The organism is Amycolatopsis granulosa, from assembly GCF_011758745.1.
GTDB lineage: Bacteria > Actinomycetota > Actinomycetes > Mycobacteriales > Pseudonocardiaceae > Amycolatopsis_E > Amycolatopsis_E granulosa.
On record NZ_JAANOV010000001.1, the window covers coordinates 5,235,177 to 5,258,042 of the forward strand.

Genomic DNA, 22,866 nt, shown 5'->3' on the forward strand with positions numbered 1-22,866 from the left:
GTTGATCGTTGCTGGGACACGCTGATCGTTGCGCAGTTACCCGCGATACCGGTGGTTCGTTGCGCCCGGAGCGACGACGGGCAGGCCCGCGTCGGTCGCGGCGTCTGCCAGGCGGTCGTCATAGGTGACGATGCCGTCCAGTTCGTGGGCGAGCAGCCGGGCGGTGGCGAGGTGGATCGCGTCCAGCGAGCGCAGCGCCCGGTCCGGCTCGGCGACGGCCGCCTCGACGATCTCCTCGTCCATTCCGATGTAGTCGAAGGCCGTCAGCAGTTCCCGGGCCTCGGGCAGCAGGGCGGGCCATCGCCGCACGACCGCGCGGGTCAGCTCGACCCGTAGCAGGCTCGAGCTGACCCAGGAGGCGGTCGGCCGCTCGTCGTAGAACGCGGCGAAATCCTTCGAGTGGGTTTCCTCGGCGAGGAGTTTGACGGCCGCGGACGTGTCGACGTAATACAGGCTCACCAGCGTTCCTCGTCGCGGAGCTCGCGGAGGGTGTCCCCGAGCCGGTCGGTGCCGTCACCCGCACGCATGCGCGGACGGTACCCGGGCCGGGTGGCGGGCCGTGCGCGGCCGGCGGCGAGCAACCGCGCCAGGGCCGGTGGTGTCTCGCGCTCCTCGACCGGCACGATGCGGGCGATCAGCTTGCCGTATTCGGTGATGTCGACCGTCTCACCGTGCCGGACCCGCGCGAGAACTTCACTCGTGTGGTGCCGCAGCTCGCGCAGCCCCACGCTGTGGCCGTCCAGCGCCGTCATACCAGAATGTTAACACAATTTTGTGGCCACTTCTCACGGCGTCAGGATCTCGTCCCACGCGCGGACGTACCAGTTCTTCACCACCCCGTGGCGCACGAAGGGATCACCGCCGGCGAACTCCTCCGCGGCCTCCCGTGTCCGGAACACGCTGAGCGCCCCGTTCTCCTGCGGGTTCTCGAGCGGGCCGACGAGCAGCAGGTCACCGCGGGCGTGGAACTCGCGCAGCCGCGCGGAGTGGCCGGCCAGGTGCGGGGCGCCGCGTTCCACGACGTTGTCGGCGGACTCGTAGAACAGCAGGTACTTCATGCCGCACCCGCCGCTTCCGCCGCGAACCGGCCGAGGATGCGGGCCCAGCCCTCGGTGAACGCGCCGCCGGCGTAACCACCGTCGAGGGCGCAGGCCGCGCGGAGCTGGTCGTCGTCCAGGGCCTCCCAGCCGCGGTGCTCGACCGCGACCCGGGTCAGCGCCGGCCCGAGCGCGCGGAAGGTCAGCTCCACCTCGGTCGGCGCCGGGGTGACCAGCCAGGTCATGGTGAACCGCTCGGGTGGCTCCCACGCCAGCACCTCGCCCCAGTCGTGCTCGGTGCCGTCGTCCCAGGTCTCGTAGACCCGGCCGCCGGGCCGGCGTTCGAAGGTCACGTCCCGCACCCGCTCGCGGCCGCGGGAGAACGGCTCGACCGGCCACCACACGCCGATCGTCCGGACGAACGTGTCGAAGGTGTGCGCGGCGTCGCTGCGCACGAGGGTCGCCTGCCGCACCGGCGGGCGGCTCAGGATCCCGGTCATGCCGATCCTCTCGCCGTGTCGTTGTCGCCGATCCCCCGCTCAGCTTCGACCAGCCGCCGGGCCGTGTCGAGGGATGAGGCCCACATGTCGTCGAGGAAGCGCCGCAGGCCGGCGAGCCCGTCCGGCCGCGCCCGGTAGAGCCGGCGCGTGCCGTCGCGGCGCTCGTCGAGCAGGCCCGCGTTCTTCAGGACGGTGAGGTGCTGGCTGACCGCCGTGCGGCTCACGTCGAACGACTCCGCGATCTCACCGGCGGCCAGCTCGTCGTGCGCGACCAGCCGGAGGATCGCCCGCCGTCTCGGCTCCGCGAGTGCCCGCAGCGCCTCGTCCGTCCGCTCGTCCTCCATCGTGCCCGCTCCTACGCCCAGAGTCCGACCTGGTTGCCGTCCGGGTCGGTGAAGATCGCGAACCGCCCGAAGTCGCCGGGCAGGTCGGTCGGCGGCACCAGCCGCTTCCCGCCCAGCTGCTCCGCCCGGTCCAGGTACGCGTCGAGGTCGTCGACCCGCAGGTAGATCTTGACTCCGGTGTCGCCGGGTGCCGACGACGGCCCGATGCCGCCGCCGATGCCCCCGCCCGTGTCGACGAGCGCGTAGCCGCCCATCGCGGGATCGGCGCTGACCTGCCAGTCGAACAGCTCGGCGTAGAACGTGCGGGCCCGTTCCGCGTTCGCGCTGATCACTTCGAAGAACGCCACCTGCTGACCCATGACCGCTCCCTTCTGTCAGTGTCTACTAACGTTAGTTCGCGGTGACGGAAGAAGTCAACCATCGCTCGCCAAGACGGGCCGCGGTTTGACAGAGTGCGAGGCGTGACCGACGAGCACTCCTTCCTGCGCATGCAGGCCCGCACCCAGCGCTTCACCCTGGGCACCCCGCGCGAGTTCCGCGTCGCCCCGGACGGGGGCCGGCTGCTGTTCCTGCGGTCGGAATCCGGCACCGACCGGCGCAACAGCCTGTGGGAACTGGACCTGACCGAGGGCACCGAGACCAAGATCGTGGATGCCGCCGAGCTGCTGCCCGGGGAGGAGGAGCTGCCCCCCGAGGAGCGCGCGCGCCGCGAACGGATGCGGGAGAGCGCGGGCGGCGTGGTCGGCTACGCCGCCGACGACGAGTTCCGCGTGGCCGCGTTCTCGCTGTCCGGCAAGCTCTACACCGTCGATCTGGACACGCGCGAGGTGCGGGAACTGGTCGGCGGCGCGGTCGTCGACCCCCGTCCCGACCCGACCGGCACACGCGTCGCCTACGTCCGGGACCGCGCGCTGCGGGTCGTCGACCTCGCCACGGGCGAGGACACCGTGATCGCGGGCGAGAACGGCGACGGCGGCGACGAAATCGCCTGGGGGCTCGCGGAGTTCATCGCCGCCGAGGAGCTCGGCCGCGCCCGCGGCTACTGGTGGTCGCCGGAGGGCACCACCCTGCTGGCCGAGCGCACCGACCGGGCGAACGTGCCGCGCTGGACGATCTCCGACCCCGCGCACCCGGAGGCGGGCGCGACCACCGTCGCCTACCCTGCGGCCGGCACCACGAACGTCGACGTCTCGCTGTCCTTCCTCGGCCTCGACGGCACCCGCGTGGACGTCGAGCGCGGCGACTGGGAGTACCTGGTCGCGGTGCACTGGTCGGCCGGCGGTCCGCCGCTGATCGCGGTGCAGCCCCGGGACCAGCGCGAACTCGCGATCCACGCGGTGGACCCGGCGGACGGCTCCACGAAGCTGCTGCACACCGAGACCGACCCGCACTGGGTCGAGATCGTCCCGGGCGTGCCGGCGTGGACCGCGGACGGACGGCTGGTGCACGTCAGCGCGGCCGACGGCAGCTACCGCCTGGTGATCGACGGCGACCCGGTGACCGAGCCCGGTCTGCAGGTCCGCTCGGTGCTGCACGTCGGCGCGGAGGTGCTGTTCAGCGCCTCGGCGGAGGACCCGACGCAGATCCACGTCTACCGCACCGGCCCGGACGGCGTGACCCGCCTGTCCGACGGCGACGGTGTGCACGTCGGCGCGGGCACCGCCGACATCACCGTGCTGTCGTCGTGGAGCCTGCGCCGCAGCGGCCCGGAGGTCACGGTGCTGCGCAACGGCCGCCCGCTCGCGCAGGTGCGGTCCCACCCGGCCGATCCCGGCCTGGCGCCCGACCCGCGGTGGCTCACCGTGGGCGAGCGCGGGCTGCGTGCCGCGCTGCTGCTGCCCACCGGGTACCGGCCCGGGGACGGCAAGCTCCCGGTCCTGCTCGACCCCTACGGCGGGCCGCACGCCCAGCGTGTGCTGCAGAGCCGCAACGCGTTCCTCACCTCGCAGTGGCTGGCCGACCAGGGCTTCGCGGTCCTGGTCGCGGACGGCCGCGGTACCCCGGGCCGCGGGCCGGCGTGGGAGAAGGAGATCGCACGCGACCTGGCCGAGGTCACGCTCGCCGACCAGGTGGACGCGCTGCACGCGGTGGCCGCCGAGCACCCCGAGCTCGACCTGTCCCGGGTGGCCATCCGCGGCTGGTCCTACGGCGGTTACCTGTCGGCACTGGCCGTGCTGCGCCGCCCGGACGTCTTCCACGCGGCGGTCGCGGGTGCCCCGGTCACCGACTGGTCCCTCTACGACACCCACTACACCGAGCGCTACCTGGGGCTGCCGGAGCAGGACGCGGACTGCTACGAGCGCAACTCGCTGATCGCGGACGCGCCGGGCCTGCGCCGCGCGCTGCTGATCGTGCACGGTCTGGCCGACGACAACGTGTTCGTCGCGCACGCGCTGCGGCTGTCCTCGGCGCTGCTGGCCGCCGGCCGGCCGCACGTGTTCCTGCCGCTGGTCGGTGCCACGCACATGACCCCGCAGGCCGAAGAGGTCGCGGAGAACCTGATGCGGGTCCAGGTCGACTGGATCAAACGAGAGCTGGAGGCTGCTGCGCGATGAAGCGCTGGGGTATCACCATTCCGCTGACCGGGGTGCCGCTGACCGCGCACCGTGAGCTGATCGAGCGGCTGCCCGCGCTCGGCTACACCGACGCGTGGTCGGCCGAAACCGCCGGCACGGACGCGTTCTCGCCGCTGCTGCTGGCCGCGCAGTGGGCGCCGGAGCTGCGGCTGGGCACGGCGATCGTCCCGGTGTACACGCGCGGACCCGGCCTGCTGGCGATGTCCGCGGCGACGGTGGCCGAGGCCGCGCCCGGCCGGTTCGTGCTCGGCATCGGCGCCTCCTCACCGGTCATCGTGCAGAACTGGAACGCCACCGAGTTCGCCAAGCCGTTCGCCCGCACCCGCGACACCCTGCGGTTCCTGCGTGCGGTGCTGGCGGGGGAGAAGGTGACGGCGGAGTACGAGACCTTCTCGGTGAGCAGGTTCCGGCTGGAACGGGCACCGGAACCGGCGCCGCCGATCATGCTCGCCGCGCTGCGCCCGGGGATGCTGAAGCTGGCCGCCACCGAGGCCGACGGCGCCATCACGAACTGGCTCTCGCCGTCGGATGTGCGGCAGGTGCGGGCCGAGGTCGGGCCGGACACCGAACTGGCGGCCCGGATCTTCGTCTGTCCTACCACCGATCGCGATGCGGCGCGCGGGCTCGGCCGGATGATGATCAGCAGCTACCTGACCGTGCCGGTGTACGCCGCGTTCCACGAGTGGCTCGGCCGCGGCGAGGCGCTCGCGCCGATGCACGAGGCGTGGCGCGCGGGCGACCGGAAGCGGGCGAACGAGGTCATCCCGGACGAGGTGGTCGACGACCTGATCGTGCACGGCAGCCCCGCGGAGTGCCGGGAAAAAGTGCAGTCCTATGTGGACAACGGGCTGACCACCCCGGTGATCGCGCTGCTGCCCACCGGCGAGGACCCGGTGCGGCAGGTCGAGGCGCTCGCCCCGGACCGGGGATGACCCCGTTGGCGGCATGACCTTCGCTCCGCCGGCGGGCACTGGTTGGCGGGCACTGTGGGAGGAACGTGCCCGCCCGGGGTGTGCCCGCGCGCAGCGTGTCCGTATCGTGGCTTAGCGTAGGCATACCTAAGGAGTGGTGAGTGGGCGAGACGATGCCGGAAAGCGTCGCGCTGGCCGGCGGCCCGGAGGGGCACCGGCGGCTGGCCGAGCTGATCCCGTTGGTCCTCGACGGGCTGGCCGCGGGAACCGCCGAGCGCGGCGGAGCGGCCCCGGCGGGCGGCCCGGCCGCCGTGGCGGCCGGGCTGGCGGCGCTGACCGGGGCGCGACCCCTGGCCGGGGCCACCGGGGTCGGCGCGGCGCAAGCGCTTACCGAGCTGTCCCGGCTCCTGGCCGCCGGCTCGGTCGATCCCGCGGACCCGGCGTGCGCGGCGCACCTGCACTGCCCGCCCCTCGCCGTCGCGGTGGCCGCCGACGTCGTGGCGAGCGCGCTGAACCCGTCGATGGACTCGTGGGACCAGGCGCCGGTGGCGAGCGAGATCGAACGCGAACTGACGGCGCTCGTCGCCCGGCTCTGCTACCCGGACGCGTCCGCGCCGGACGCGGTCGTCACCACCGGCGGCACCGAGTCGAACCTGCTCGGGCTGCTGCTCGCCCGCGAACAGGACCCGGACGTCCGGCCGGTGTGCGGGCGCAACGCCCACCACAGCGTGGCGCGGGCGGCGTGGCTGCTCGGGCTGCCCGCGCCGGTCCTTCTCGACGGCGACGGCGAGTGCATGCGGCCCGACGCCCTCGCGGACGCCCTGCGCGACCTGCGGGGCCGCGCGGTGGTGGTCGCGACCGCGGGCACCACGGACACGGGCGCGATCGACCCGCTGCGCGACCTCGCCCAGGTGTGCCGCCGCCACGGCGCCCGCCTGCACGTCGATGCCTCCTACGGCGGGCTCGCGCTGTGCAGCGCGAAGCTGAAGCCCCTGCTGGACGGGCTGGCGGAGGCCGATTCGGTCGCGCTCGACGCCCACAAGTTCGGCTGGCAGCCCATCTCCGCGGGGCTGCTCGCGGTGCGCGAGACCGCCGACCTCGCGGCGCTGTCGGTGCGCGCCGAGTACCTCAACGCCGACGACGACACCGAAGCCGGGCTGCCGGACCTGCTCGGCCGCTCCCTCCGCACGTCCCGCCGTCCGGACGCGTTCCGGATGGCCGTCACCCTGCGGGCACTGGGCATCGAGGGCATGGGCGCGCTGGTCGAGCACTGCTGCACCACCGCGGCCGGCGTCGCCGCGATGATCGAGGCGCACCCCGCGCTGCGGCTGTGGGGCGCGCCGACGCTGTCCACCGTGCTGTTCCGGCCTGCCGGCGCGGACGACGAGCTGGTCACGCGCGTGCGGCGGACCCTGCTGGAGGCTGGGACCGCCGTCGTCGGCCGCGCCACGATGCCCGGCGGCGTGTGGCTCAAGCTGACCCTGCTGCACCCGGGGGCGAGCGCCGAGGACTACCGGCCGGTGCTGGAGTCGGTGGTCGCGACGGCGGCGGAGCTGGCCGCCGAGCCGGCCGGAAGCGTGGTGCTGCGGTGAACCCGGTCGATCTGGCCGGGGTCGGGATCGGCCCGGCCAACCTGTCGCTGGCCGCGCTCGCCGCACCGGTCGCGGACCTCACGGTCGCGCTGTACGAGCGCAGCACGCAGTTCCGCTGGCACCCCGGCCTGCTGCTGGACGGGACGACGCTGCAGGTGCCTTTCCTCGCCGACCTGGTGTCCCTAGCCGACCCGACGAGCGAACTGTCCTTCCTGAACTACCTGCGCGAGCGGGACCGGCTCTTCCCGTTCTACTTCGCCGAGCGGTTCCACGTCCCGCGTGCCGAATACGACGACTACTGCCGGTGGGTCAGCGAGCGGCTGGACAGCTGCCGGTTCGGCGTCGAGATCAACGCGATCGAGTGGCGGGGCGGGACGTTCCGGCTGCACTCCACGGCCGGTGAACTCAGCGCGCGCCACGTCGTGCTCGGCATCGGCACCGGACCCTGGATGCCGGAACCGCTGCGCGACCTCGCCGCAGCCCCCGGCGTCCCGGTGATCCACTCGGCGGACTACCTCGCCGAACGCGAACGGCTGCTCGCGCTGCCCGCGGTCACGGTCGTCGGTTCCGGCCAGTCCGGCGCCGAGGTGTTCCTGGACCTGCTGCGGCACCGCAAACAGCCGGCGGGCCTGCGGTGGGTGACGCGCACGGTCTCGTTCGCGCCCATGGAGTACTCCAAGCTCGGGCTGGAGCAGTTCACGCCGGACTACACGCGGTTCTTCCACCGGCTGCCGGAGGCCCAGCGCGACCGGCTGCTGCCCGCGCAATGGCAGCTGTACAAGGGCATCGACGACGCCACGATCGCCGACATCCACGACGAGCTGTACCGCCGCACCGTCGGCGGCGGATGGCCGGGAGTCACCCTCACGCCGGGCGTGGAGGTCGTGTCCGCGGCGCGGGACGGCGAGCGGATCGCGCTCGGCCTGCGCCACCGGCAGCAGGGCAGCACCGCGACCTGGGTGACCGACGCGGTGGTCGCCGCCACCGGCTACCGCGAGCGGCCCCTCGACGGGCTGCTCGGGCCGCTGGCGGACGCGGTCGCCCGCGACGGCCGCGGCCGTCCGGTCGTCGAGCACGACTACCGGTTGCGGCTCGCGCCGGAAATCGGTGGCGCGATCTTCGTGCAGAACGCCGAGCGGCACACGCACGGCGTGGGCGCGCCGGACCTCGGCCTGGCCGCCTGGCGGGCCGCCTCGATCGTCAACGCGGTCTGCGACCGCACCGTCTACCGGCTGCCGTCGCGCACGGCGTTCACCCGGTTCGGCTTGGAGGAGTGAGCGTGGAACCTGCTCAGGCGTGGCGCGCGGCCGGCACCCTGATCGTGCACAAGATGCTCGGCGAACTGTCCTACGAGGGCCTGTTCGACCCCTCGCCGGTGGGCGACGAGGAGCCCGGGCAGCACCGGCACTGGCGGCTCGCGCTGCCCGGCGTGACCTACGAGTTCCGGGCGCGCCGGGGAGCGTTCCAGTCCTGGACGGTGCAACCCGGTTCGGCCACCCGCGACGGCGCGCCGGCGACCGATCCGCGGGTGCTGGCCGTGGACACGCGCAAGGAGCTGGGGTTGTCCGGCGCGCGGCTGGCGGACGTGCTGGCCGAGCTGACCGCCACGGTGACCAACGAGGCCGCCCGGCTGCGCCGCGCACCGACCGCCGCGGAACTGTCCACGATGGACTACAACCTGTCGGACGGGCACCTGACCGGGCATCCGCGGCTGGTGCTGAACAAGGGCCGCGTCGGCTTCTCCGCGGCCGACCGTGCCCGCTACGCGCCGGAGGCCGGAGCGGACGTGCGGCTGCGGTGGTTCGCGGTGCACCGCGACCACGCGCGCTTCCGGAGCGTGGCCGGGTTGTCGGCCGAGCAGCTGTTCGCCGCGGAGCTGGACGACGACCAGCGTGCGGAGTTCACGCGCCGCGCCGACCCGGCGGACTACGTCTGGGTTCCCGTGCACCCGTGGCAGGCGGACGAGATCCTGGGCACCCTCTACGCCGGTGAGCTCGCCACCGGGGTGATGATCGAGCTGGGCGAGTCCCGGGACGCCTACCGTCCACACCAGACGGTGCGCACCCTGGCCAACACGACCCGCCCGGACCGCCGGGACGTCAAGACCGCGGTCTCGGTGCGCAACACCCTGGTCTACCGCGGCCTGGCGGCCGGGGCGACCCTCGCCGGCCCGGCGGTGACCGACTGGCTCAAGCAGGTCGGCGCGGCGGACCCGCTGCTCACCGGCGAGTACCGGTTCGAGCTGCTCGGCGAGGTGGCGAGCGTCTCGGTCGAGCATCCGCTGTTCGGCACCATCGAGGAGCTGCCCTACCGGTTCCACGAAACGCTCGGCGCGCTGTGGCGCGAACCGCTGCGGTCGCGGCTGGCCGAAGGCGAGCAGGCGATCTCGTTCGCCGCGCTGCCCTACCGCGACCCGTCGGGAGCCGCGGTCATCACCGGCCTGATCGAGCGGTCCGGCTGGGACGCGGAACGCTGGTGCGCCACCGTGTTCGACCTGCTGCTCACCCCGCTGCTCCAGTGGCTGCTGCGCTACGGCGTCGGGTTCTGCCCGCACGGCCAGAACCTGATCCTGATCGCCGACGAGCGCGGGCGGCCGCTGCGGGTGGCGATCAAGGACTTCGCGCAGGGCGTCGACCTGCTCGACGAGGACCTCGACTGCTACCGGCTGCTCCCGCCGGAGGCCGCCGACGAGATGCTCCGGTGGCCGGCGCACCTGCTCGCGCAATCGCTGTTCAGCTCGGTGTTCTCCGGGCAGCTGCGGTTCTGGGCGGAGATCCTGCTCGACGACCTGGGCTTCCCGCGGGCCCGGTTCTGGCAGCTGGTGCGCGAGGTCGTGGGCCGCTACCGGGCGGACAACCCGGACGTCGCCGCGCGGTTCGACGCGTGCCTGCTGCTCGGCCCGGACGTGGAGCGGGTCACGCTGAACCGGGAACACCTGGCGGGGCAGGGCTTCGACAAGGTCGACCGGGACGACGAGTTCGACGTGCGCTGGGGCCGGGTGCCCAACCCGCTGCACGCCGCGGACCCGGCGGGGGCGTGGTGAGATCGCCCCGGCCGGTCGGGCCGCGCACGCTCGCCGACCGCGCCGCCGCCGCCCGCGGCATGCGTGCGGCGCTGGCCCGCGCCGACTCCTCGCGGGTGTTGCTGCTGGTGCCCGATCCGCACGCGCGGTTCGCCGCGGTCGAGCTGTCCGGGCGGTTCGTGGCCGAGGAGGTGCTGGCCGGCGGCTACGGGCTGTGCACCTACGTGTTCGTGTGGGACGTGGAACGGCAGCCACTGCCGCTGGGGCCGGACCACGTCCTGGCGCGGTACCTCGGCGGCTACGGCGACCTGCGGATGCGGCCGGACCCGGCGACGATCACCGCGCTGCCGGACGGGTTGTGCGGCATCGTGTGCGACGTCGAATGGCCGGACGGGCAGCCGGTCCGGGCCGCGCCGCGGCAGGCGCTGACCGAACAGCTGACCGCCCTGGAAGCGCTCGGGTACGTGCCCTCGGCGGGGCTCGAGCACGAGGTGGTGTTCCGCGACGCGGACGGAGCGCTGAGCCCGCACGGCGTGGACTACGCGGTCGGCGGGACCGAACGGATGCGACCGCTGCTGCGCGACCTGCGCGTGGCGCTGGACCGCTCCGGCCTCGGGGTGGAGTCCGCCCGCGCGGAATGCCATCCCGGGCAGTACGAGATCGTGCTGCGGCACCGGGACGCACTCGCCGCGTGCGACGACGCCCTGCTGCAGCAGCTCGTGGTGCGGTCGGTGGCCGCCGAGCACGGTGTGACGGCGAGCTACCTGGCCGCCCCGGAGCCGGGACAGGGCAGCTCGTGCCACGTGCACCTGTCGCTGGCCACGGTCGCCGGACAACCCGCCGCCGGGAGCGGCACCGGGTTGCCGCCGGTGATGGCGTCGTTCCTCGCCGGGGTGCTGCGGGAAGCCGCGGCGCTCACGCCGATCTGGGCGCCGACGTGGAACAGCTACGTGCGGCTGCGGACCGCGCCGTTCTCGCCCCGGGAGCTGCGCTGGGGCGTGGACGACCGGACGGCCGCGGTGCGGGTCGCGGGACGGGACGGGTCGCTGCGGCTGGAGTTCCGCTTCCCGGGTGCCGACGCCCAACCCCACCTGGTGCTCGCGGCGCTGCTGGCCGCGGGGCGGGCGGGCATCGAGGAGCGGCTTCCGGCGCCGCCGCCCGATGTCGTGCTCGGTGCGTTGCCCGGCACGCCCTGGGAGGCGCTGGCCGGGCTCGACCGGGTCGCGAAACTGCTCGGCGACGAGGTCGCGGCTCAGCAGGAGGCGTTGCTGCGGGCGGAACTCGACGCGGGCTGCACGGCGGTCACGGACTGGCAGCGCCGGCGGGGCGCCGCGCGGGGGTGACCGGCTCGTCCAGGGGCTGCGGCCGCTTCCGCCGGAGGATCGCGAAGGCGAGCAGCAGCGCGATGCCCAGCAGCACGTAGGTGGCGGCGGAGAGCTGCTCGGGGAGGCTCCAGTCGCGGTGCACCACGGGGAAGTCGGTTTCCGGCAGGTTCTGGAACGGCGCCAGGATGAACAGCACCGTCGTCAGCACCCCCCACGCGAGCCAGACGGCCGCGAGCCACGACCGTTCCGCAGCGCGGCGGGCGGCGAAGGCCAGCATCACCACCAGCGCCGGCACCACCCACACGTAGTAGTGCGACCACGAGGTGGGGGAGACGAGCAGCGCCAGACCCGCGTTGGCCAGCAGCGCGAGCACCGGCTCGGCCCGGCGCATCGCGCTCACCACCACCGCCAGCAGCGCGAGCACCAGCACGAGCCACACGGCCTTCTCCGCCACCCCGGACAGCCCGGTGCGGACGATCACCGCCTCGATGGCCTGGTTGGTCTTGAACGCGGTGCCGCTGACTCCGCCGCCGTTCAGGCCGCCCCGGAACCAGTACGTGACGGAGCCGCCGAAGTCGGCGGCGAAGCCGATCGCGGTCGCCACGCCGAACGTGATCGCCGAGATGATCGCCGACCGGTAGTCACGGCGGATCAGGAAGTACAGCACGAACGCCGCGGGGGTCAGCTTGAGCGCGGCGGCCAGGCCGATGCCGAACCCGCGTGGCCAGACCGTGCGGCCCGCGAGGCAGTCGACCGCCACCAGGGCCATCATGATGATGCTGACCTGCCCGAACCCGAATGTCTCGGTCACCGGCTCGAGGAAGACCGTCAGCGGCAGCACGACCGAGGCCACCGCGACCCCACCGGCCCGGCCCAGTGACGGCCGCACCGCGCGGGCCGCCAGGTAGACGGCGCCGAACATGCAGATCCAGTTGAGGACGTACAGCGTCGCCACCGCGGCGCTCCACGGCAGCATCGCCAGCGGCGACAACAGCAACGCGGCGAACGGCGGGTACACGAACGGCAGGTGCGCCCCGTTCGCGACCGGCGGCAGCGGGCCGTACATGTCCTTGCCGTCCCACCAGGCCTGCACGCCGAAGCGGTAGACCTCCAGGTCGAGCTGGGGGTGCGGCGGCAGGGCGTGCATCATGCCGCGCATCGCGAAGTACAGCCAGACCACACACGGCACCGGCACCAGCCACAGGTATTTGCGCATCGGAACCCACTGTAGCGATTCGATAACGGCTGCTCACGCCGCCCTGCGGTGTACCCGCCGGTAGGCCGACGGAGGTGTCCCGCACAGCTCCACGAACGCCTGTCGCAACGTCTCGGCCGAGCTGAACCCGCAGCGCCGCGCGACGGCGGTGAGCGGCAGGTCCGTGGTGGCGAGCAGCTGTGACGCGGCTTCGGTGCGGGCGCGCCGGACGAACCGCCCCGGTGGGGTGCCCAGGTGCTGCTGGAACAGTCTCGTCAGCTGCCGTGTGCTCAAACCCGCCCGCGCCGCCAGCGCGCCGGTCGACAAGTCATCGTCCGGATGTCCGGTGATCTGGGCGACGAGGTCGGCCACCTGCCGGTGCCCGGGCGGGGGAGCGGCGAGGAACATGCTGACCTGTGCCTGGTTGCCCGGCCGCTGCAGGTAGGTGACCAGCGAGCGGGCCACCTCGCGAGCCATCGTGGGGCCGTGGTCGGCCTCGACGAACGACAACGTGAGGTCCAGCCCGCTGGTGACCCCGGCGGCCGTGTGGACGTTGCCGTCCTGGACGAACAGCGGTGCCGGGTCGACGGTGACCGCGGGGTAGTCGGTCGCCAGCTTGCCCGCCCACCTCCAGTGGGTGGTGGCCTGGCGGCCGGTGAGCAGGCCCGCCGCCGCGAGCACGCTGGCCCCCGTGCAGACCGACGCGACCCGCCTCGCCCGGGCGGCCACCCGGCGGACGTGCGTGATGAGTTTGACGTCCGCAGCGGCCCGCTCGTGCCCGAACCCGCCCGCGATGATCAGGGTGTCGACGGGGCCGCGTAGCTGGTCGAGCCGGCCCTGGGCGGCGAGCTGGATGCCGGCTTGGCAGCGGATGGGTCGGCCGTCGAGGCTGACCACGCGGATGTCGTAGGGCGGCGTGGCGCCGTGGTGGTTGGCGGCGTCGAGGACGTCGTGGGGGCAGGCGATGTCGAGCAGGGCGGACTCCGCGTATCCGACGATCACCATGCGGCGCACAGCGCAAGGGTAGCCGTCCGTGCGACGACGATCCCAGGCTTCCGGACATCGGTCCGCCACAGCCCGGTCGCGGGCGGCATCGTGACCGGCATGAAGACGATTGCTTTCGTGCTGTACCCGGGGCTGACGCCGCTGGATCTCGTCGGTCCGCTCCAGGTGTTGTCCGCGCTGCCGATCGCCGACCCGTCCTTCGAGACGGCCGTGGTCGCCGCGTCCCTGGACCCGGTCACGAGCGACACCCCCGTCCGTCTGGCGGCGGACCGCACCTTCGACGAGGTGCCCGCCCCGTACGCCGTGGTGGTGCCCGGCGGGCTGACCGGAACCATGCGCTCCCTGGCCGATCAGCGGCTGGTGGACTACGTGCGCTCCGCGGCGGCGACGGCGGAGGTGACCGCGTCGGTGTGCACCGGTTCCCTGATCCTCGGCGCGGCCGGCCTGCTGAAGGACCGCGAAGCGACCACACACTGGTCGTTCCTGGAGACGCTGCGCGAATTCGGCGCCCTGCCGGTCCGGCGCCGCTGGGTGGCCGACGGGGCGGTGCTGACCGCGGCGGGGGTTGCCGCCGGCATCGACATGGCCCTCCACCTGGCGGCGCGCTTCGCCGGCGAGGACGTCGCGCGCGTGCTGCAGTTCGCGATCGAGTACGACCCGGAGCCGCCCTTCGGCGGCCTCGACTGGAGCGCCGCCCCGCGAGAACTGTTCCACGGGCTCGGGAGGAGTGCCCTGGCCGAGGGGCTGGCGGACGAACCCGCGCTGCGGGCCCGCCTGACCGCGCGGCTGTGATCGGACGCCTCCAGGGCGGTCCCGCCGTTTCCCCAGGTGGAGTGGATGAGGGACCCCGCTACCGGTGCGTGTGCCGCCCGTAATAAGCTAGTCCCCGTCGCCGCCGCTGCGGTGGGGACGGCCGGGCTGTGGCGCAGTTTGGTAGCGCACTTGACTGGGGGTCAAGGGGTCGCAGGTTCAAATCCTGTCAGCCCGACCGGCAGCGGTCCGTTTACGCAGGTAGACGGGCCGCTTTCGTCTTTCTACGAGAGAACCGCCCCGGGGCATGCCACATTCATGCCACACGGGGCGGTTCTCGTTGTTCGCCGTTGTCAGGCTGCCCGCTTGTCCAGGGCAGCCGTCCGCCGGAGATCGAGCACGTCGGCGACCTCGTCCAGCCGGTCCGGGAACAGGTGCCCGTAGATGTTCAGCGTCATGGCCGCGTCGGCGTGCCCGAGCATCTGCTGGAGCACCTTGACGTCCGCTCCGGCCGCGATCGCCAGCGAGGCCGCGGTGTGGCGGAGCTTGTGCGGGGTCAGGCCCTCGACACCGAGTTTGGCTTCCTTCACCGCGGCGTTGAACTCCCGGACTCGCCAGTTGTTCGCGCGGAGTGAGTGCCCGCGGGCGGTGCGGAAGATCAGCTCGTTGTCCGGCCGGTTGCCGATGACCTTGCGCAGCTCGGGGACCAGGGACGCCGGGATCGGCACCGTGCGCCGCTTGCCGGTCTTCGGCAGGCCCTCGTGCTGGACGCCGTTGACCTCGTAGAAGGTCGTCGCGACCCGGACGCGCCGCTTGTCGAGGTCCATCCGCCCGATGCGCAGCGCGGCAGCCTCGCCCCAGCGGAGGCCGGTGTAGGCCAGGAGCAGGATCAAGGCCCGGTTGACCGCAGCCGAGGCGGTCGGCACGCCGTACTTGGTCGTGAGACTGCCGGCCGCATCGGCGAGCCGCTCGATCTGCTCGTAGCTCAGGTAGACGTGCTCGTTCTCCGGGCGGATGGGGAGCTTCACGCCGCGGGCCGGGTTGACCTGCAAGCGACGGGGCACGCACCACTCCAGGACCATCGCGAGCACGCGGTAGGCATGCCGGGTCTGCGATGGCCCGAGCCCGCTGCCTTCCTCCGACTTCGGCTTGAGCAGCGCGGCCACCCACGTGGCGATGTCCTCGCGGTCCACCGCGTGCAACTGCATGTCGCCCCAGCGCGGAATGACGTGGTTGTCGAGGATGCCCCGGTACTTCCACCACGTGGACTTCTTGAGGTCGTGGCGGGACTCCAGCCACTTCTCCGCCATGTCGCTGACCGTGACCTTGCTGGCGGCCGGATCGACGTAGGTGCCCGCGTTGAGATCCGCTTCCAGCTCGGTCCGCCGGGCCTCAGCACGGGCCTTGTTCGGCGCGACCTCCGAACGGAGCTTGCCCGCCCGGTCGTAGTACTGCACGAGCCACCGCGACGGCGGTTGCCGTCCCTTGGCCTTGGCCCGCTTGACCGCCTCCTGGTAGTCCTTCTTCTTCGTGCGGTCGTAGACCCATGCGCGAGCCATCAGGCCACTCCCTGCTGTTCGATCCAGGCGTCCACGTCCTCCGGGCGGTACCGGACGTACTTGCCGACACGGCGACCAGTCGGCCCGTAGCCCTTGGTGCGCCACTGGTAGAGCGTGCCCTTGGGGATGCCGAGGTAGTCGGCCAAGTCCTCAATGGACAACAGTTTCTGACTCATGGCTTGTCCTCCTTCTTGGTGGTGCGGTTGTCGCGTTTGCGCTGGTAGATGGCTTCGGCGAGTTCGCGTTCGGCGTCGTCGGCGTGGCCGTTGCCGGTGTAGTTCCAGTGGTTGACGACGACCACGGACCCGGGGTCGAGGCCGAGGGTTTCGAGGGCGGCGTGGTGCTGGAAGGTCCGGCGGTCGCCGCGGAGCTGGGTGAAGGTCAGCGAGTAGCGCTGGCTTTTGGTGAGGAAGTGGCCGCGGAAGCCGAGCATGTGAGCCCAGCGCCGCAGGAAGACCAGATCCTCGTTCCCGCCGAGGTCCCACGCGACGATGATCATGCGTTTGGGATGCGGGTGCACGGTCAGGTGCTCGATGTCGCGTTCGGACCGGACGCGCCGGTCGGGGGTCTCGCTGGTGGAGGTGCCCTTGGTGGCGTACTTGGCGATGTAGCCCGCCAGCGCCTGATCGGTCAGGTTGCCGTTCCCGTCCTCGACCTCGCCAGGCCGGTGGATCACGCGGATGTCGAGCTGCTGGCCCCAGGTGAAGGTGTGTTCCTCGGTGGCCCCGTCGAGTTCGAGGGTTTTGGTGACGTGCGCGGTCTGGGCGGCAGCGCGGACGGCGTGGTCGAGCAGATCGCTGTCGGCCCAGTCCGGGGCCGGGTCGTGGGGTCCGTCCGGGCCGTCGAGGCGGATGACGGCGTGGAAGTGGACGAGTCCGCGGCGCTGGTATTCGGCGACCTTGGCGTAGGACAGGCGGGCGTGGTGGGGGAAGTCCTTGACCCGGATCCCGGCGGCAGTAGCGAGTTCCCGGCGGAGACGGATCGTGAAGCGGTGCCACAGTTCCCCGGCGTGCCCTTGCCAGAGCACCGCGCCGCGGTAGTCGTAGGCGTCCGGGTCGATCGCGGTGCCCAGGCGGGGGTCGTCGGGGTGGTGGAAGGTGCCGCACGAGCACGGCCGCGGCTTGCCGTGCCGGGTCGTGGGGCGGGTGTGCACCGCGCCGAAGCTCGGGGCCGTCAGGGTGACGAACAGGCGCGGCTTGTGGGCCACGGCGGCGGGGATGGTTTTGCCTCCGGCGACTCCGGCGCGGATGAGCTGGAAGGCGTCTCCCGCGTAGCGGTCAGAGCACGCGGGGCAGACCGAGGCGCGGCGGTTGCCGCAGGGGGCGTAGATCGTTCCGGCGTGCCGGTCGAGGACGGTGCCGGTGGTGCGATCGATGAGCTTGCGGAAGCCGGAGAGGTGGACCGGCTTGAGGCACCCGCCGGTGGCCTCGACCCGTGCCCGCCAGGTGCGGTAGCCGGGTGCGCGAAGGCGGTGCTGGATGCGCGTAGCCAGGTCGGTGACCTCAGCGTTCACGGAGTGCCTCCTTGTCGTGCGGGGGTGCAACGAGGGCGAGGGACGGGCCGACCGGTGGGGGTGTCCGGTGGCCCGTCCCTCGCAGGGATGCGCGGAGCGGGAGGTGTCCGCGCGGGTCAGGTGGTGACGGGGTGGTGGTTGACGCTGCTGTTCAGCTCGTCGACCAGGGCGGTGACCATCGCGTTGGGGAGCTTGACCCCGGCGGTGATGTCGTCGGCGGTGACGGGCCGCCCGGCGGTGTGTGCGACTTCGGTGCTGCGGGTGACGGCGTCTCGCACGCTGGCGGGCAGTTTCGCCAGCGTCGATCCGGTGGTCCGGGGTGCTGGTGATTCGGCCGGCATCGGTGCGGGGGCCGGGCTCGGCATCGGTGCCGCCGTGGCCGTGGCCGTGGCCTGGGCTGGTGCGGGGCTGGTCTGTGGTCGGGTCGGGGCTCGGCGGAGGAGGAGCTTGACCACGACCAGGAATCCGAGGGCGGGCATGGCGGCAAGGAGCCATCCACCGGGGGTGGGTTCGGCCAGGGCGACTTGTGCGGTCATCTGAATGCCGAATCCGGCGACCAGGACGGTCATGGGGAAGGTCAGGAGCTTGGTTTTTCCGTGCTGGTGGTCGCGGCGGACCTCGAACCCAGCCACGATGGCGATGCCCTCGATAACCACGGCGTCGGCCCAGGCGAGCCAGCCGGTTTGTCCGTGGTGGACGGCCCAGTCGTGGGTGTGGGTGAAGCCCGCGGCCCCGCCGATCCCACCGAGAACGACGGTGACCAGGACGCGGATCACGTCCACGAGGCTGCGGCGGCGCAGCGTGTCCACAACGGACATGGCCGGTGTCTCCTTTCGGTGCTAGGTGGCGGTGTTGAGGTAGCGGGCGTGGGAATCGAGCAGGGCGGCGAGGTAGCGAGCGAACGCAGGGGGCATGCACAGTTCCCACACCGCGGCGGGTTTGGCCGGAACTCCGTTGGCGCTGTCCGGGCGGTCCGCGTGGGTGACGCGGAGCCGGACCTCGCTGGCCGTGGTCAGCACGGCGGTGTTGCCCACGGCGATGCCGCAGAAACGGACCTGATCGACGCTGCGGTCGGGATAGACCCCGAGGCCCTCTTCCAGGAGCGTGACCGCGGTGTCCCACACGTCGGCATCCGGCGGCGGCACAGTGTCAGCGCTCATCGGACGCTGTCCCGGCGGATGTTGGTGAGCTGGTGGGTGTATCCGGCGGCGTGGGCGCGCCACTCGCGGAACAGGCCCACGGTAATGATCACGAACAGGGTGAGGGTGATCGTGGCGGCGAGGGCGAAGCCCCAGAAGCCAGGGATCACGGCCCGTTCGATGACCAGGGCCAGGATGGTCAGGAGCGCGGTCTTGCTCCAGGACCACAGGAATCGCAGGGTGATCACGAGGCACCTCCGGTGCGGAGTTCGAGGGCGAGGCGGTACAGCTCGTCCGGGGTGACCGACTCGTGCCGTCCGAGGGGCAGGGTGATCAGCCGGGCGAGCGGGCGGTAGGACAGGCCGGTGAACACGCGGAAGGTGATGCCGTGCGGTCCGCGGCCGGTGAGGGTGACGTGGATGGGGCCGTCCTTGATCGTGCGGCTCCACGTGCCGGTGATGCCCGTGAGACGATGCGTCCAGATCAACAGCGCGCCGATGGCCTGGACGGGGTCACGGCCGACGTCGGGCTGGAAGTCCACCCGGTTCATGTCGGGAAACAGCATGATCGAGGCGGGTTCGGGGGCCGGGGTGGCGGCGACGTAGCGCATCACCGCCCCGGCGAGTTTGGGCACCGCGGACAGCGGTGACACAGCGGCGGTCATGGCGGGGGAACTCCTCACCGGCGGGTGATGTTGCGTGCACGTTCGATGGCCCGGCGGGCTTCGACGAGGTGGTCTCGGGCCTTATCGATTTCCGCGTTGCGGAGGGCGGTGATTTCTTCGTTGGCGGCGGAGGTGTTGAAGCGCGGCATCGCCATGTCCCGCAGGGCGGTGGCGATGGCGTAGAGCGCGTCGGCGCAACGGTCTTCCCAGTCGATCTCGCGCATGTGCGGACTCCTTTCTGGACTGTGGCTCAGGCGGCGAAGGGGACGACGACGCCGTCCGGGCCGTCTTTCGGGTCTTCATGGGTGGGGGTGCAGGTGCGGACGAGTTCGGTGATGTCGTCGTCGGTGACCAGCCCGGCGCGGACGCGGATAGGGGTGCGGGTCTTCTCGGCGACGCGGTAGCCGATCCCGGCGTAGTCCTCGGTGACCGGGATTTCATCGGCCAGCGCACCTCGGAGTCGGGCGTTCTCCCCGAGCACGAGGTTGACGTAGTCGGAGGAGGTGGTGCGCAGGCAGATGCGGATGGTGAACAGGTCCCGGACCGGCACGATGTCCTTGGTGGGTTCCTGCACGTAGGCGGCGACGGAGAACCCGGCGGCGCGGCCCTGGGTGAGGATTTCGCCCAGGAGCTTGTTGACCTGCATGGTGACCTGGCGTCCGCCCAGCGCGGTGAGCATGGCGAGTTCGTCGATCATCAGCACGTCGAGCGGGGTTTCGCGGGAGACCTCGACCTTGCGCAGCCCCTGGGACCGCAGGACTTCCTGGCGGTGCTTCATCGCGTCGCGGAACTCGGTGATCAGGGCGAGCATGGCGTCCACTTCGTCGATGACCTCGCCGTCCTCCTCCAGGGCTTTGGCCGGGTCGGCGGAGGTGGCGTAGCGGTAGAACAGCGGCTTGCCCTGTTCGGTCTCCATGCCGCCCTTGGGGTCGACCATCCAGATCCGGACCAGGCCCTCGCGGATCATCGGCCCCATGGCCCGCAGCGGGTTCCACAGCAGCCCGCCCTTACCGGAGCCGGTGGCGCCGTGCACGAGCCAGTGGTGCCCGAGGAGCGGTTCGGTCCACGCCTGGCCGCGTTCGGTGTCGCCCAGCTCGATCGCGGACAGGTCCACCTCGTGGGGCTCGTCAGGGATCTCCACGGCCGGCACGATCTCGGCGAAGGGGTTGCCGTAGACGGCGGTGATCGTGATCAGGCGGGGTTTGGTCTTCTCGATCGCCAGTACATCCGCGCCGAGAGCAGAGGCGAGGGTTTCCTGCTGGTCCTGGAAAGTGCGCACGGACTGACCCCGGCACAGCTTGACCTCGATCACGTCGATCGACGGTGACGGCGAGGACACCTTGACGACGCGGGGGACGTGCCACCCGCCGGTGCGGCGGTCCTGGACGGTCAGCTCGCAGGCGTCGAGGTTCCGGCGCCAGGCGTAGCCGTGGTAGCGGGTCCAGCGGCGGCGCACCGCGCGAAGCCGTGGGGCGGCGTAGCGGTGATAGCTGTCCGGGTCGGTGCGGCACCACACCAGCCCGCTGGCGAGAATGCCGGCCGCGATGCCGCCCGTGGTGACCGGTCCCAGCTCGATCATGCTGGTGGTGACGGCGGCCGGGGTGGCGAGGAAGCCGGGGTGGCGGGCCAGCCACAGCGCTCCGCGAGCCTCCACGCCGCGCTGCTTGCCGGAGGGGCGGTTCTGGTTTCGGGTAGACATCGGTGCGTGTTCTCCTCGGGTGAGCGGGCAGCAGAAGGGCCGTGAACCCGCCCGCGGTGCTCTGCGGAGGGGGTCACGGCCCAGCTACGGCCCGATGTGTGGTTGTGGTGTGCACGGTCAACGGCGGTCGGTGCGAGGGGTTAGCGGCGCCGCCTGGCCTTGACCGGGTTGTCGCTGAACAGGGGCTTGGCGGACTCCAGGAGCACGGTGGCGTTGGCGACCGAACGCGCGAGCTTGTCGTGGTCCTTCTTGAATCCGGCGTAGCGGATCGGCATACCTTTCATCGAGTTCCGCAGCAGGCGCATGGCCTTGTCCACGTCCTCGATCCGCCGGTCCACCTGGTGAGTAGCGCCCATGAACGCAGTCCTTTCCTTGATCGGTCGGTGAGTGCCTCAGACCCGCCAGGTGCGGGAGACGAGTTCGGCCTTGTACTTGACCGACTCCGCGCGCAGGGTGTCCAGGTCATCGGAGGCGGTCCGGATGGCCTTGGTGATCTCGTCCTTGCTCGGGACCTGCCAGCCCTCGAACCGCCCGCCCTCCTTGCGATCGGACAGCTTCCGGGCCAGCGCGGTCAGCTCGTCCACCGCAATGCGCACCGTGTTGATCGCGTTCTCGAAATCGTGGTAGCGCTTGCGGGCATGCTCGTTAACCGTTTGCGACTGCACGAAGAGTCTTCCTTCCATTCAACGGGGCTAGATTGCGCCACAGGCGCGCTTTCTCCTTCGCCGCGCGAGACACCAGGATCGAATTCCCCGACCCCTCTCGCCCGTGGTAGCGGTAGCTGTGGTTCCCTCCTTTCGTGAGCCATTTCGCGTCCAGAAGCTGATGAACAGCTTCCGCTTCGTGGGCGGGGGCGGGCGTGATGTCGGTCTTCGACTCGACCCGAAACACCCGCTCCGCCGGACCCACCAGCGCGTAACCGCTCGACTCGGCAACCGCGAGAACCCTTTCCACCAGATCCATGTCATTCACTGGAACCCGCTGCGGCTTGTGCGGCGGGGGCGGTTCCACGATGTTGCCGAACAGGTCCTCCTGGCCGGTCACGAGGCACGCACCGGAAGCGCGAGCAGCGCGCTCGCGACGAGCGTGGCGATCCCGATCACCGGCACCGCGACCGTCAGACAGCCCACGATCACCAGCCACAGCAGGCCGCCCATCCTGTGTGCGATCACGTCACTCCTCCCCTCGAATGAGCCACTGGGCACCGGCACTCCGCTTCGGGCCGTACGGGTCGAACGTGGACAGGCCTTCGAAGATATCCGGGCAGAACTCCCGATTCTGCACAACAACCACTCCTCTCCATTGTCGGTAAAACACCAAGATTCCCGGAATAAGGCGCCGGGAACCAAGGCGCGTCACCGTAAATAGGCGCGATTTTGGGCATAGCTCGGCTCACTATGTAATTCTCAAACAACGGATGAGTGCGCTGGCCCGACTCGAACGGGCAGCCGCCCACACGGGCAGCGCTCCAGGGCGTTGATGCGCTCTCGCTACCGGACGCCCGCCGGTCCATGCAGGGCTACGCGGCGGACGACAGACCGCGCTGCCCAGCAGGCTTCAACCCGTCGGCCTTGAACCACAGACCCGAGGCGGTGATGCGCCCGTTGTCGTCCCGCATCTCGTAGGTGTTGAGCACCGGGTTGATCAGCTCGACATAACCGCCCTCGTCGAACCCGTCACCCGGGTCCGCCGCGAGATTGACGCGAATCTCCTCACCCTTGCCTGGGCGCTTGCCCGGCTGAGCGACCGGCTTGGCGAACAGCACCACCACGAACTGAACCTCACCCTGACGGTTCGTCACCGTCTCCAGCTCCCCGGTCCGCGGGTTCTCCCGCATCTTCACCGTCGGAGCCTCCGTCACCATCAGCCGGTAGTTGCCCAGGTTGATCGAGATGTCCTGCATCGCTGTCGTCCTCCAAGTGAGCAGCTCGATTAGAACTATCTCTATTGAACACTGTCGACGGTCCGCTGTCAATAGAGATGGTTCTATTGATGGTTGTCGCTGGTCAGGGGCAGTAGGGATAGACTTATCGCT

At 71.5% G+C, this 22,866-nt stretch carries 29 protein-coding genes and 1 tRNA gene; 8 read left to right on the plus strand and 22 right to left on the minus strand.

Features of this window, described 5'->3' with window-relative positions; translation table 11 throughout:
* Positions 1 to 36: 36 nt before the first annotated feature.
* From FHX45_RS25685 to FHX45_RS25710, 6 genes are read right to left on the minus strand one after another with little or no spacing between them, the layout of a single operon-like run.
* Positions 37 to 459 (minus strand): PIN domain-containing protein, encoded by a 423-nt coding sequence (locus FHX45_RS25685; protein ID WP_167107076.1) that lies wholly within the window; start codon positions 457 to 459, stop codon positions 37 to 39.
* The gene (locus tag FHX45_RS25690; protein WP_167107079.1) at positions 456 to 752 is read right to left on the minus strand and encodes a type II toxin-antitoxin system Phd/YefM family antitoxin; all 297 of its coding nucleotides are present in this window, start codon (positions 750 to 752) and stop codon (positions 456 to 458) included. The genes FHX45_RS25685 and FHX45_RS25690 overlap by 4 nt, the downstream gene beginning before the upstream one ends.
* A 33-nt stretch (positions 753 to 785) precedes the next feature.
* On the minus strand, positions 786 to 1,058 hold the full coding sequence (locus FHX45_RS25695; protein ID WP_167107082.1) for a YciI family protein: 273 nt from the start codon (positions 1,056 to 1,058) through the stop codon (positions 786 to 788).
* Positions 1,055 to 1,537 carry an SRPBCC domain-containing protein gene (locus tag FHX45_RS25700; protein ID WP_167107085.1) on the minus strand — a complete coding sequence of 161 codons (483 nt, stop codon included), beginning with the start codon at positions 1,535 to 1,537 and terminating at the stop codon, positions 1,055 to 1,057. Before FHX45_RS25700 ends, FHX45_RS25695 begins: the two co-directional genes overlap by 4 nt.
* The gene (locus FHX45_RS25705; protein ID WP_167107089.1) at positions 1,534 to 1,881 is read right to left on the minus strand and encodes an ArsR/SmtB family transcription factor; all 348 of its coding nucleotides are present in this window, start codon (positions 1,879 to 1,881) and stop codon (positions 1,534 to 1,536) included. The genes FHX45_RS25700 and FHX45_RS25705 overlap by 4 nt, the downstream gene beginning before the upstream one ends.
* A gap of 11 nt (positions 1,882 to 1,892) precedes the next feature.
* Positions 1,893 to 2,240, minus strand: a complete 348-nt coding sequence (locus FHX45_RS25710; RefSeq protein WP_167107092.1) for a VOC family protein — start codon at positions 2,238 to 2,240, stop codon at positions 1,893 to 1,895.
* Positions 2,241 to 2,369: 129 nt separating this feature from the next.
* Between FHX45_RS25710 and FHX45_RS25715 the strand changes: the two genes are divergently transcribed.
* The 6 genes from FHX45_RS25715 (at position 2,370) to FHX45_RS25740 (ending at position 11,325) form a co-directional block, all read left to right on the plus strand.
* Positions 2,370 to 4,436, plus strand: a complete 2,067-nt coding sequence (locus tag FHX45_RS25715) for a S9 family peptidase (RefSeq protein ID WP_208407744.1) — start codon at positions 2,370 to 2,372, stop codon at positions 4,434 to 4,436.
* Complete coding sequence (locus tag FHX45_RS25720) at positions 4,433 to 5,389, plus strand: LLM class F420-dependent oxidoreductase (RefSeq protein WP_167107098.1); 957 nt, start codon at positions 4,433 to 4,435, stop codon at positions 5,387 to 5,389. The genes FHX45_RS25715 and FHX45_RS25720 overlap by 4 nt, the downstream gene beginning before the upstream one ends.
* A gap of 152 nt (positions 5,390 to 5,541) precedes the next feature.
* Positions 5,542 to 6,960 carry a pyridoxal phosphate-dependent decarboxylase family protein gene (locus FHX45_RS25725; protein ID WP_167109463.1) on the plus strand — a complete coding sequence of 473 codons (1,419 nt, stop codon included), beginning with the start codon at positions 5,542 to 5,544 and terminating at the stop codon, positions 6,958 to 6,960.
* A complete protein-coding gene (locus FHX45_RS25730; protein WP_167107101.1) occupies positions 6,957 to 8,237 on the plus strand; it encodes a SidA/IucD/PvdA family monooxygenase in 1,281 nt (426 codons plus the stop codon). Before FHX45_RS25725 ends, FHX45_RS25730 begins: the two co-directional genes overlap by 4 nt.
* A gap of 53 nt (positions 8,238 to 8,290) precedes the next feature.
* Positions 8,291 to 10,003, plus strand: a complete 1,713-nt coding sequence (locus tag FHX45_RS25735; RefSeq protein WP_208407748.1) for an IucA/IucC family protein — start codon at positions 8,291 to 8,293, stop codon at positions 10,001 to 10,003.
* On the plus strand, positions 9,997 to 11,325 hold the full coding sequence (locus tag FHX45_RS25740; RefSeq protein WP_424923827.1) for a type I glutamate--ammonia ligase: 1,329 nt from the start codon (positions 9,997 to 9,999) through the stop codon (positions 11,323 to 11,325). The genes FHX45_RS25735 and FHX45_RS25740 overlap by 7 nt, the downstream gene beginning before the upstream one ends.
* Here the strand turns inward: FHX45_RS25740 and FHX45_RS25745 are convergent.
* Together FHX45_RS25745 and FHX45_RS25750 are read right to left on the minus strand one after the other, a co-directional pair.
* Positions 11,285 to 12,523 carry a glycosyltransferase family 87 protein gene (locus FHX45_RS25745; protein ID WP_167107107.1) on the minus strand — a complete coding sequence of 413 codons (1,239 nt, stop codon included), beginning with the start codon at positions 12,521 to 12,523 and terminating at the stop codon, positions 11,285 to 11,287. The two genes, FHX45_RS25740 and FHX45_RS25745, sit on opposite strands and share 41 nt — an antisense overlap.
* Positions 12,524 to 12,556: 33 nt before the next feature.
* A complete protein-coding gene (locus FHX45_RS25750; protein ID WP_167109467.1) occupies positions 12,557 to 13,507 on the minus strand; it encodes a GlxA family transcriptional regulator in 951 nt (316 codons plus the stop codon).
* A gap of 99 nt (positions 13,508 to 13,606) precedes the next feature.
* Here FHX45_RS25750 and FHX45_RS25755 point away from each other — a divergent pair, with 99 nt between their 5' ends.
* On the plus strand, positions 13,607 to 14,299 hold the full coding sequence (locus FHX45_RS25755) for a DJ-1/PfpI family protein (RefSeq protein WP_167107110.1): 693 nt from the start codon (positions 13,607 to 13,609) through the stop codon (positions 14,297 to 14,299).
* A gap of 122 nt (positions 14,300 to 14,421) precedes the next feature.
* A tRNA-Pro gene (locus FHX45_RS25760) sits at positions 14,422 to 14,495 on the plus strand.
* Positions 14,496 to 14,610: 115 nt separating this feature from the next.
* On the opposite strand, the gene FHX45_RS25765 is transcribed toward FHX45_RS25760, so the two are convergent.
* The 14 genes from FHX45_RS25765 to FHX45_RS25825 all read right to left on the minus strand — a co-directional run bounded on the left by FHX45_RS25765 (position 14,611) and on the right by FHX45_RS25825 (position 22,734).
* Complete coding sequence (locus tag FHX45_RS25765) at positions 14,611 to 15,816, minus strand: tyrosine-type recombinase/integrase (protein ID WP_167107113.1); 1,206 nt, start codon at positions 15,814 to 15,816, stop codon at positions 14,611 to 14,613.
* On the minus strand, positions 15,816 to 15,992 hold the full coding sequence (locus FHX45_RS25770; RefSeq protein ID WP_167107116.1) for a helix-turn-helix transcriptional regulator: 177 nt from the start codon (positions 15,990 to 15,992) through the stop codon (positions 15,816 to 15,818). The genes FHX45_RS25765 and FHX45_RS25770 overlap by 1 nt, the downstream gene beginning before the upstream one ends.
* Positions 15,989 to 17,329, minus strand: coding sequence for a replication initiator (locus tag FHX45_RS25775; protein ID WP_167107119.1), 1,341 nt, complete (start codon positions 17,327 to 17,329; stop codon positions 15,989 to 15,991). Before FHX45_RS25775 ends, FHX45_RS25770 begins: the two co-directional genes overlap by 4 nt.
* 116 nt (positions 17,330 to 17,445) lie before the next feature.
* Positions 17,446 to 18,147 carry a DUF2637 domain-containing protein gene (locus FHX45_RS25780; protein WP_167107122.1) on the minus strand — a complete coding sequence of 234 codons (702 nt, stop codon included), beginning with the start codon at positions 18,145 to 18,147 and terminating at the stop codon, positions 17,446 to 17,448.
* 21 nt (positions 18,148 to 18,168) lie between these two features.
* A complete protein-coding gene (locus FHX45_RS27845) occupies positions 18,169 to 18,489 on the minus strand; it encodes a hypothetical protein (RefSeq protein WP_208407942.1) in 321 nt (106 codons plus the stop codon).
* Positions 18,486 to 18,716, minus strand: a complete 231-nt coding sequence (locus FHX45_RS25790; protein WP_167107125.1) for a hypothetical protein — start codon at positions 18,714 to 18,716, stop codon at positions 18,486 to 18,488. The genes FHX45_RS27845 and FHX45_RS25790 overlap by 4 nt, the downstream gene beginning before the upstream one ends.
* Positions 18,713 to 19,132 carry a hypothetical protein gene (locus tag FHX45_RS25795; RefSeq protein WP_167107128.1) on the minus strand — a complete coding sequence of 140 codons (420 nt, stop codon included), beginning with the start codon at positions 19,130 to 19,132 and terminating at the stop codon, positions 18,713 to 18,715. Before FHX45_RS25795 ends, FHX45_RS25790 begins: the two co-directional genes overlap by 4 nt.
* 14 nt (positions 19,133 to 19,146) lie before the next feature.
* Positions 19,147 to 19,356: a hypothetical protein gene (locus FHX45_RS25800; RefSeq protein ID WP_167107131.1), complete on the minus strand. Its 210-nt coding sequence runs from the start codon at positions 19,354 to 19,356 to the stop codon at positions 19,147 to 19,149.
* 26 nt (positions 19,357 to 19,382) lie between these two features.
* A complete protein-coding gene (locus FHX45_RS25805) occupies positions 19,383 to 20,831 on the minus strand; it encodes an FtsK/SpoIIIE domain-containing protein (RefSeq protein ID WP_167107134.1) in 1,449 nt (482 codons plus the stop codon).
* A 140-nt stretch (positions 20,832 to 20,971) separates the two neighbouring features.
* Positions 20,972 to 21,187, minus strand: a complete 216-nt coding sequence (locus tag FHX45_RS25810) for a hypothetical protein (RefSeq protein ID WP_167107137.1) — start codon at positions 21,185 to 21,187, stop codon at positions 20,972 to 20,974.
* A 36-nt stretch (positions 21,188 to 21,223) separates the two neighbouring features.
* Positions 21,224 to 21,496, minus strand: coding sequence for a hypothetical protein (locus tag FHX45_RS25815; RefSeq protein ID WP_167107140.1), 273 nt, complete (start codon positions 21,494 to 21,496; stop codon positions 21,224 to 21,226).
* Positions 21,477 to 21,875 (minus strand): hypothetical protein, encoded by a 399-nt coding sequence (locus tag FHX45_RS25820; protein ID WP_167107143.1) that lies wholly within the window; start codon positions 21,873 to 21,875, stop codon positions 21,477 to 21,479. The genes FHX45_RS25815 and FHX45_RS25820 overlap by 20 nt, the downstream gene beginning before the upstream one ends.
* The gene (locus tag FHX45_RS28500; protein ID WP_279588897.1) at positions 21,872 to 22,003 is read right to left on the minus strand and encodes a hypothetical protein; all 132 of its coding nucleotides are present in this window, start codon (positions 22,001 to 22,003) and stop codon (positions 21,872 to 21,874) included. Before FHX45_RS28500 ends, FHX45_RS25820 begins: the two co-directional genes overlap by 4 nt.
* A 347-nt stretch (positions 22,004 to 22,350) precedes the next feature.
* The gene (locus tag FHX45_RS25825) at positions 22,351 to 22,734 is read right to left on the minus strand and encodes a hypothetical protein (RefSeq protein WP_167107147.1); all 384 of its coding nucleotides are present in this window, start codon (positions 22,732 to 22,734) and stop codon (positions 22,351 to 22,353) included.
* Positions 22,735 to 22,866: the final 132 nt, after the last annotated feature.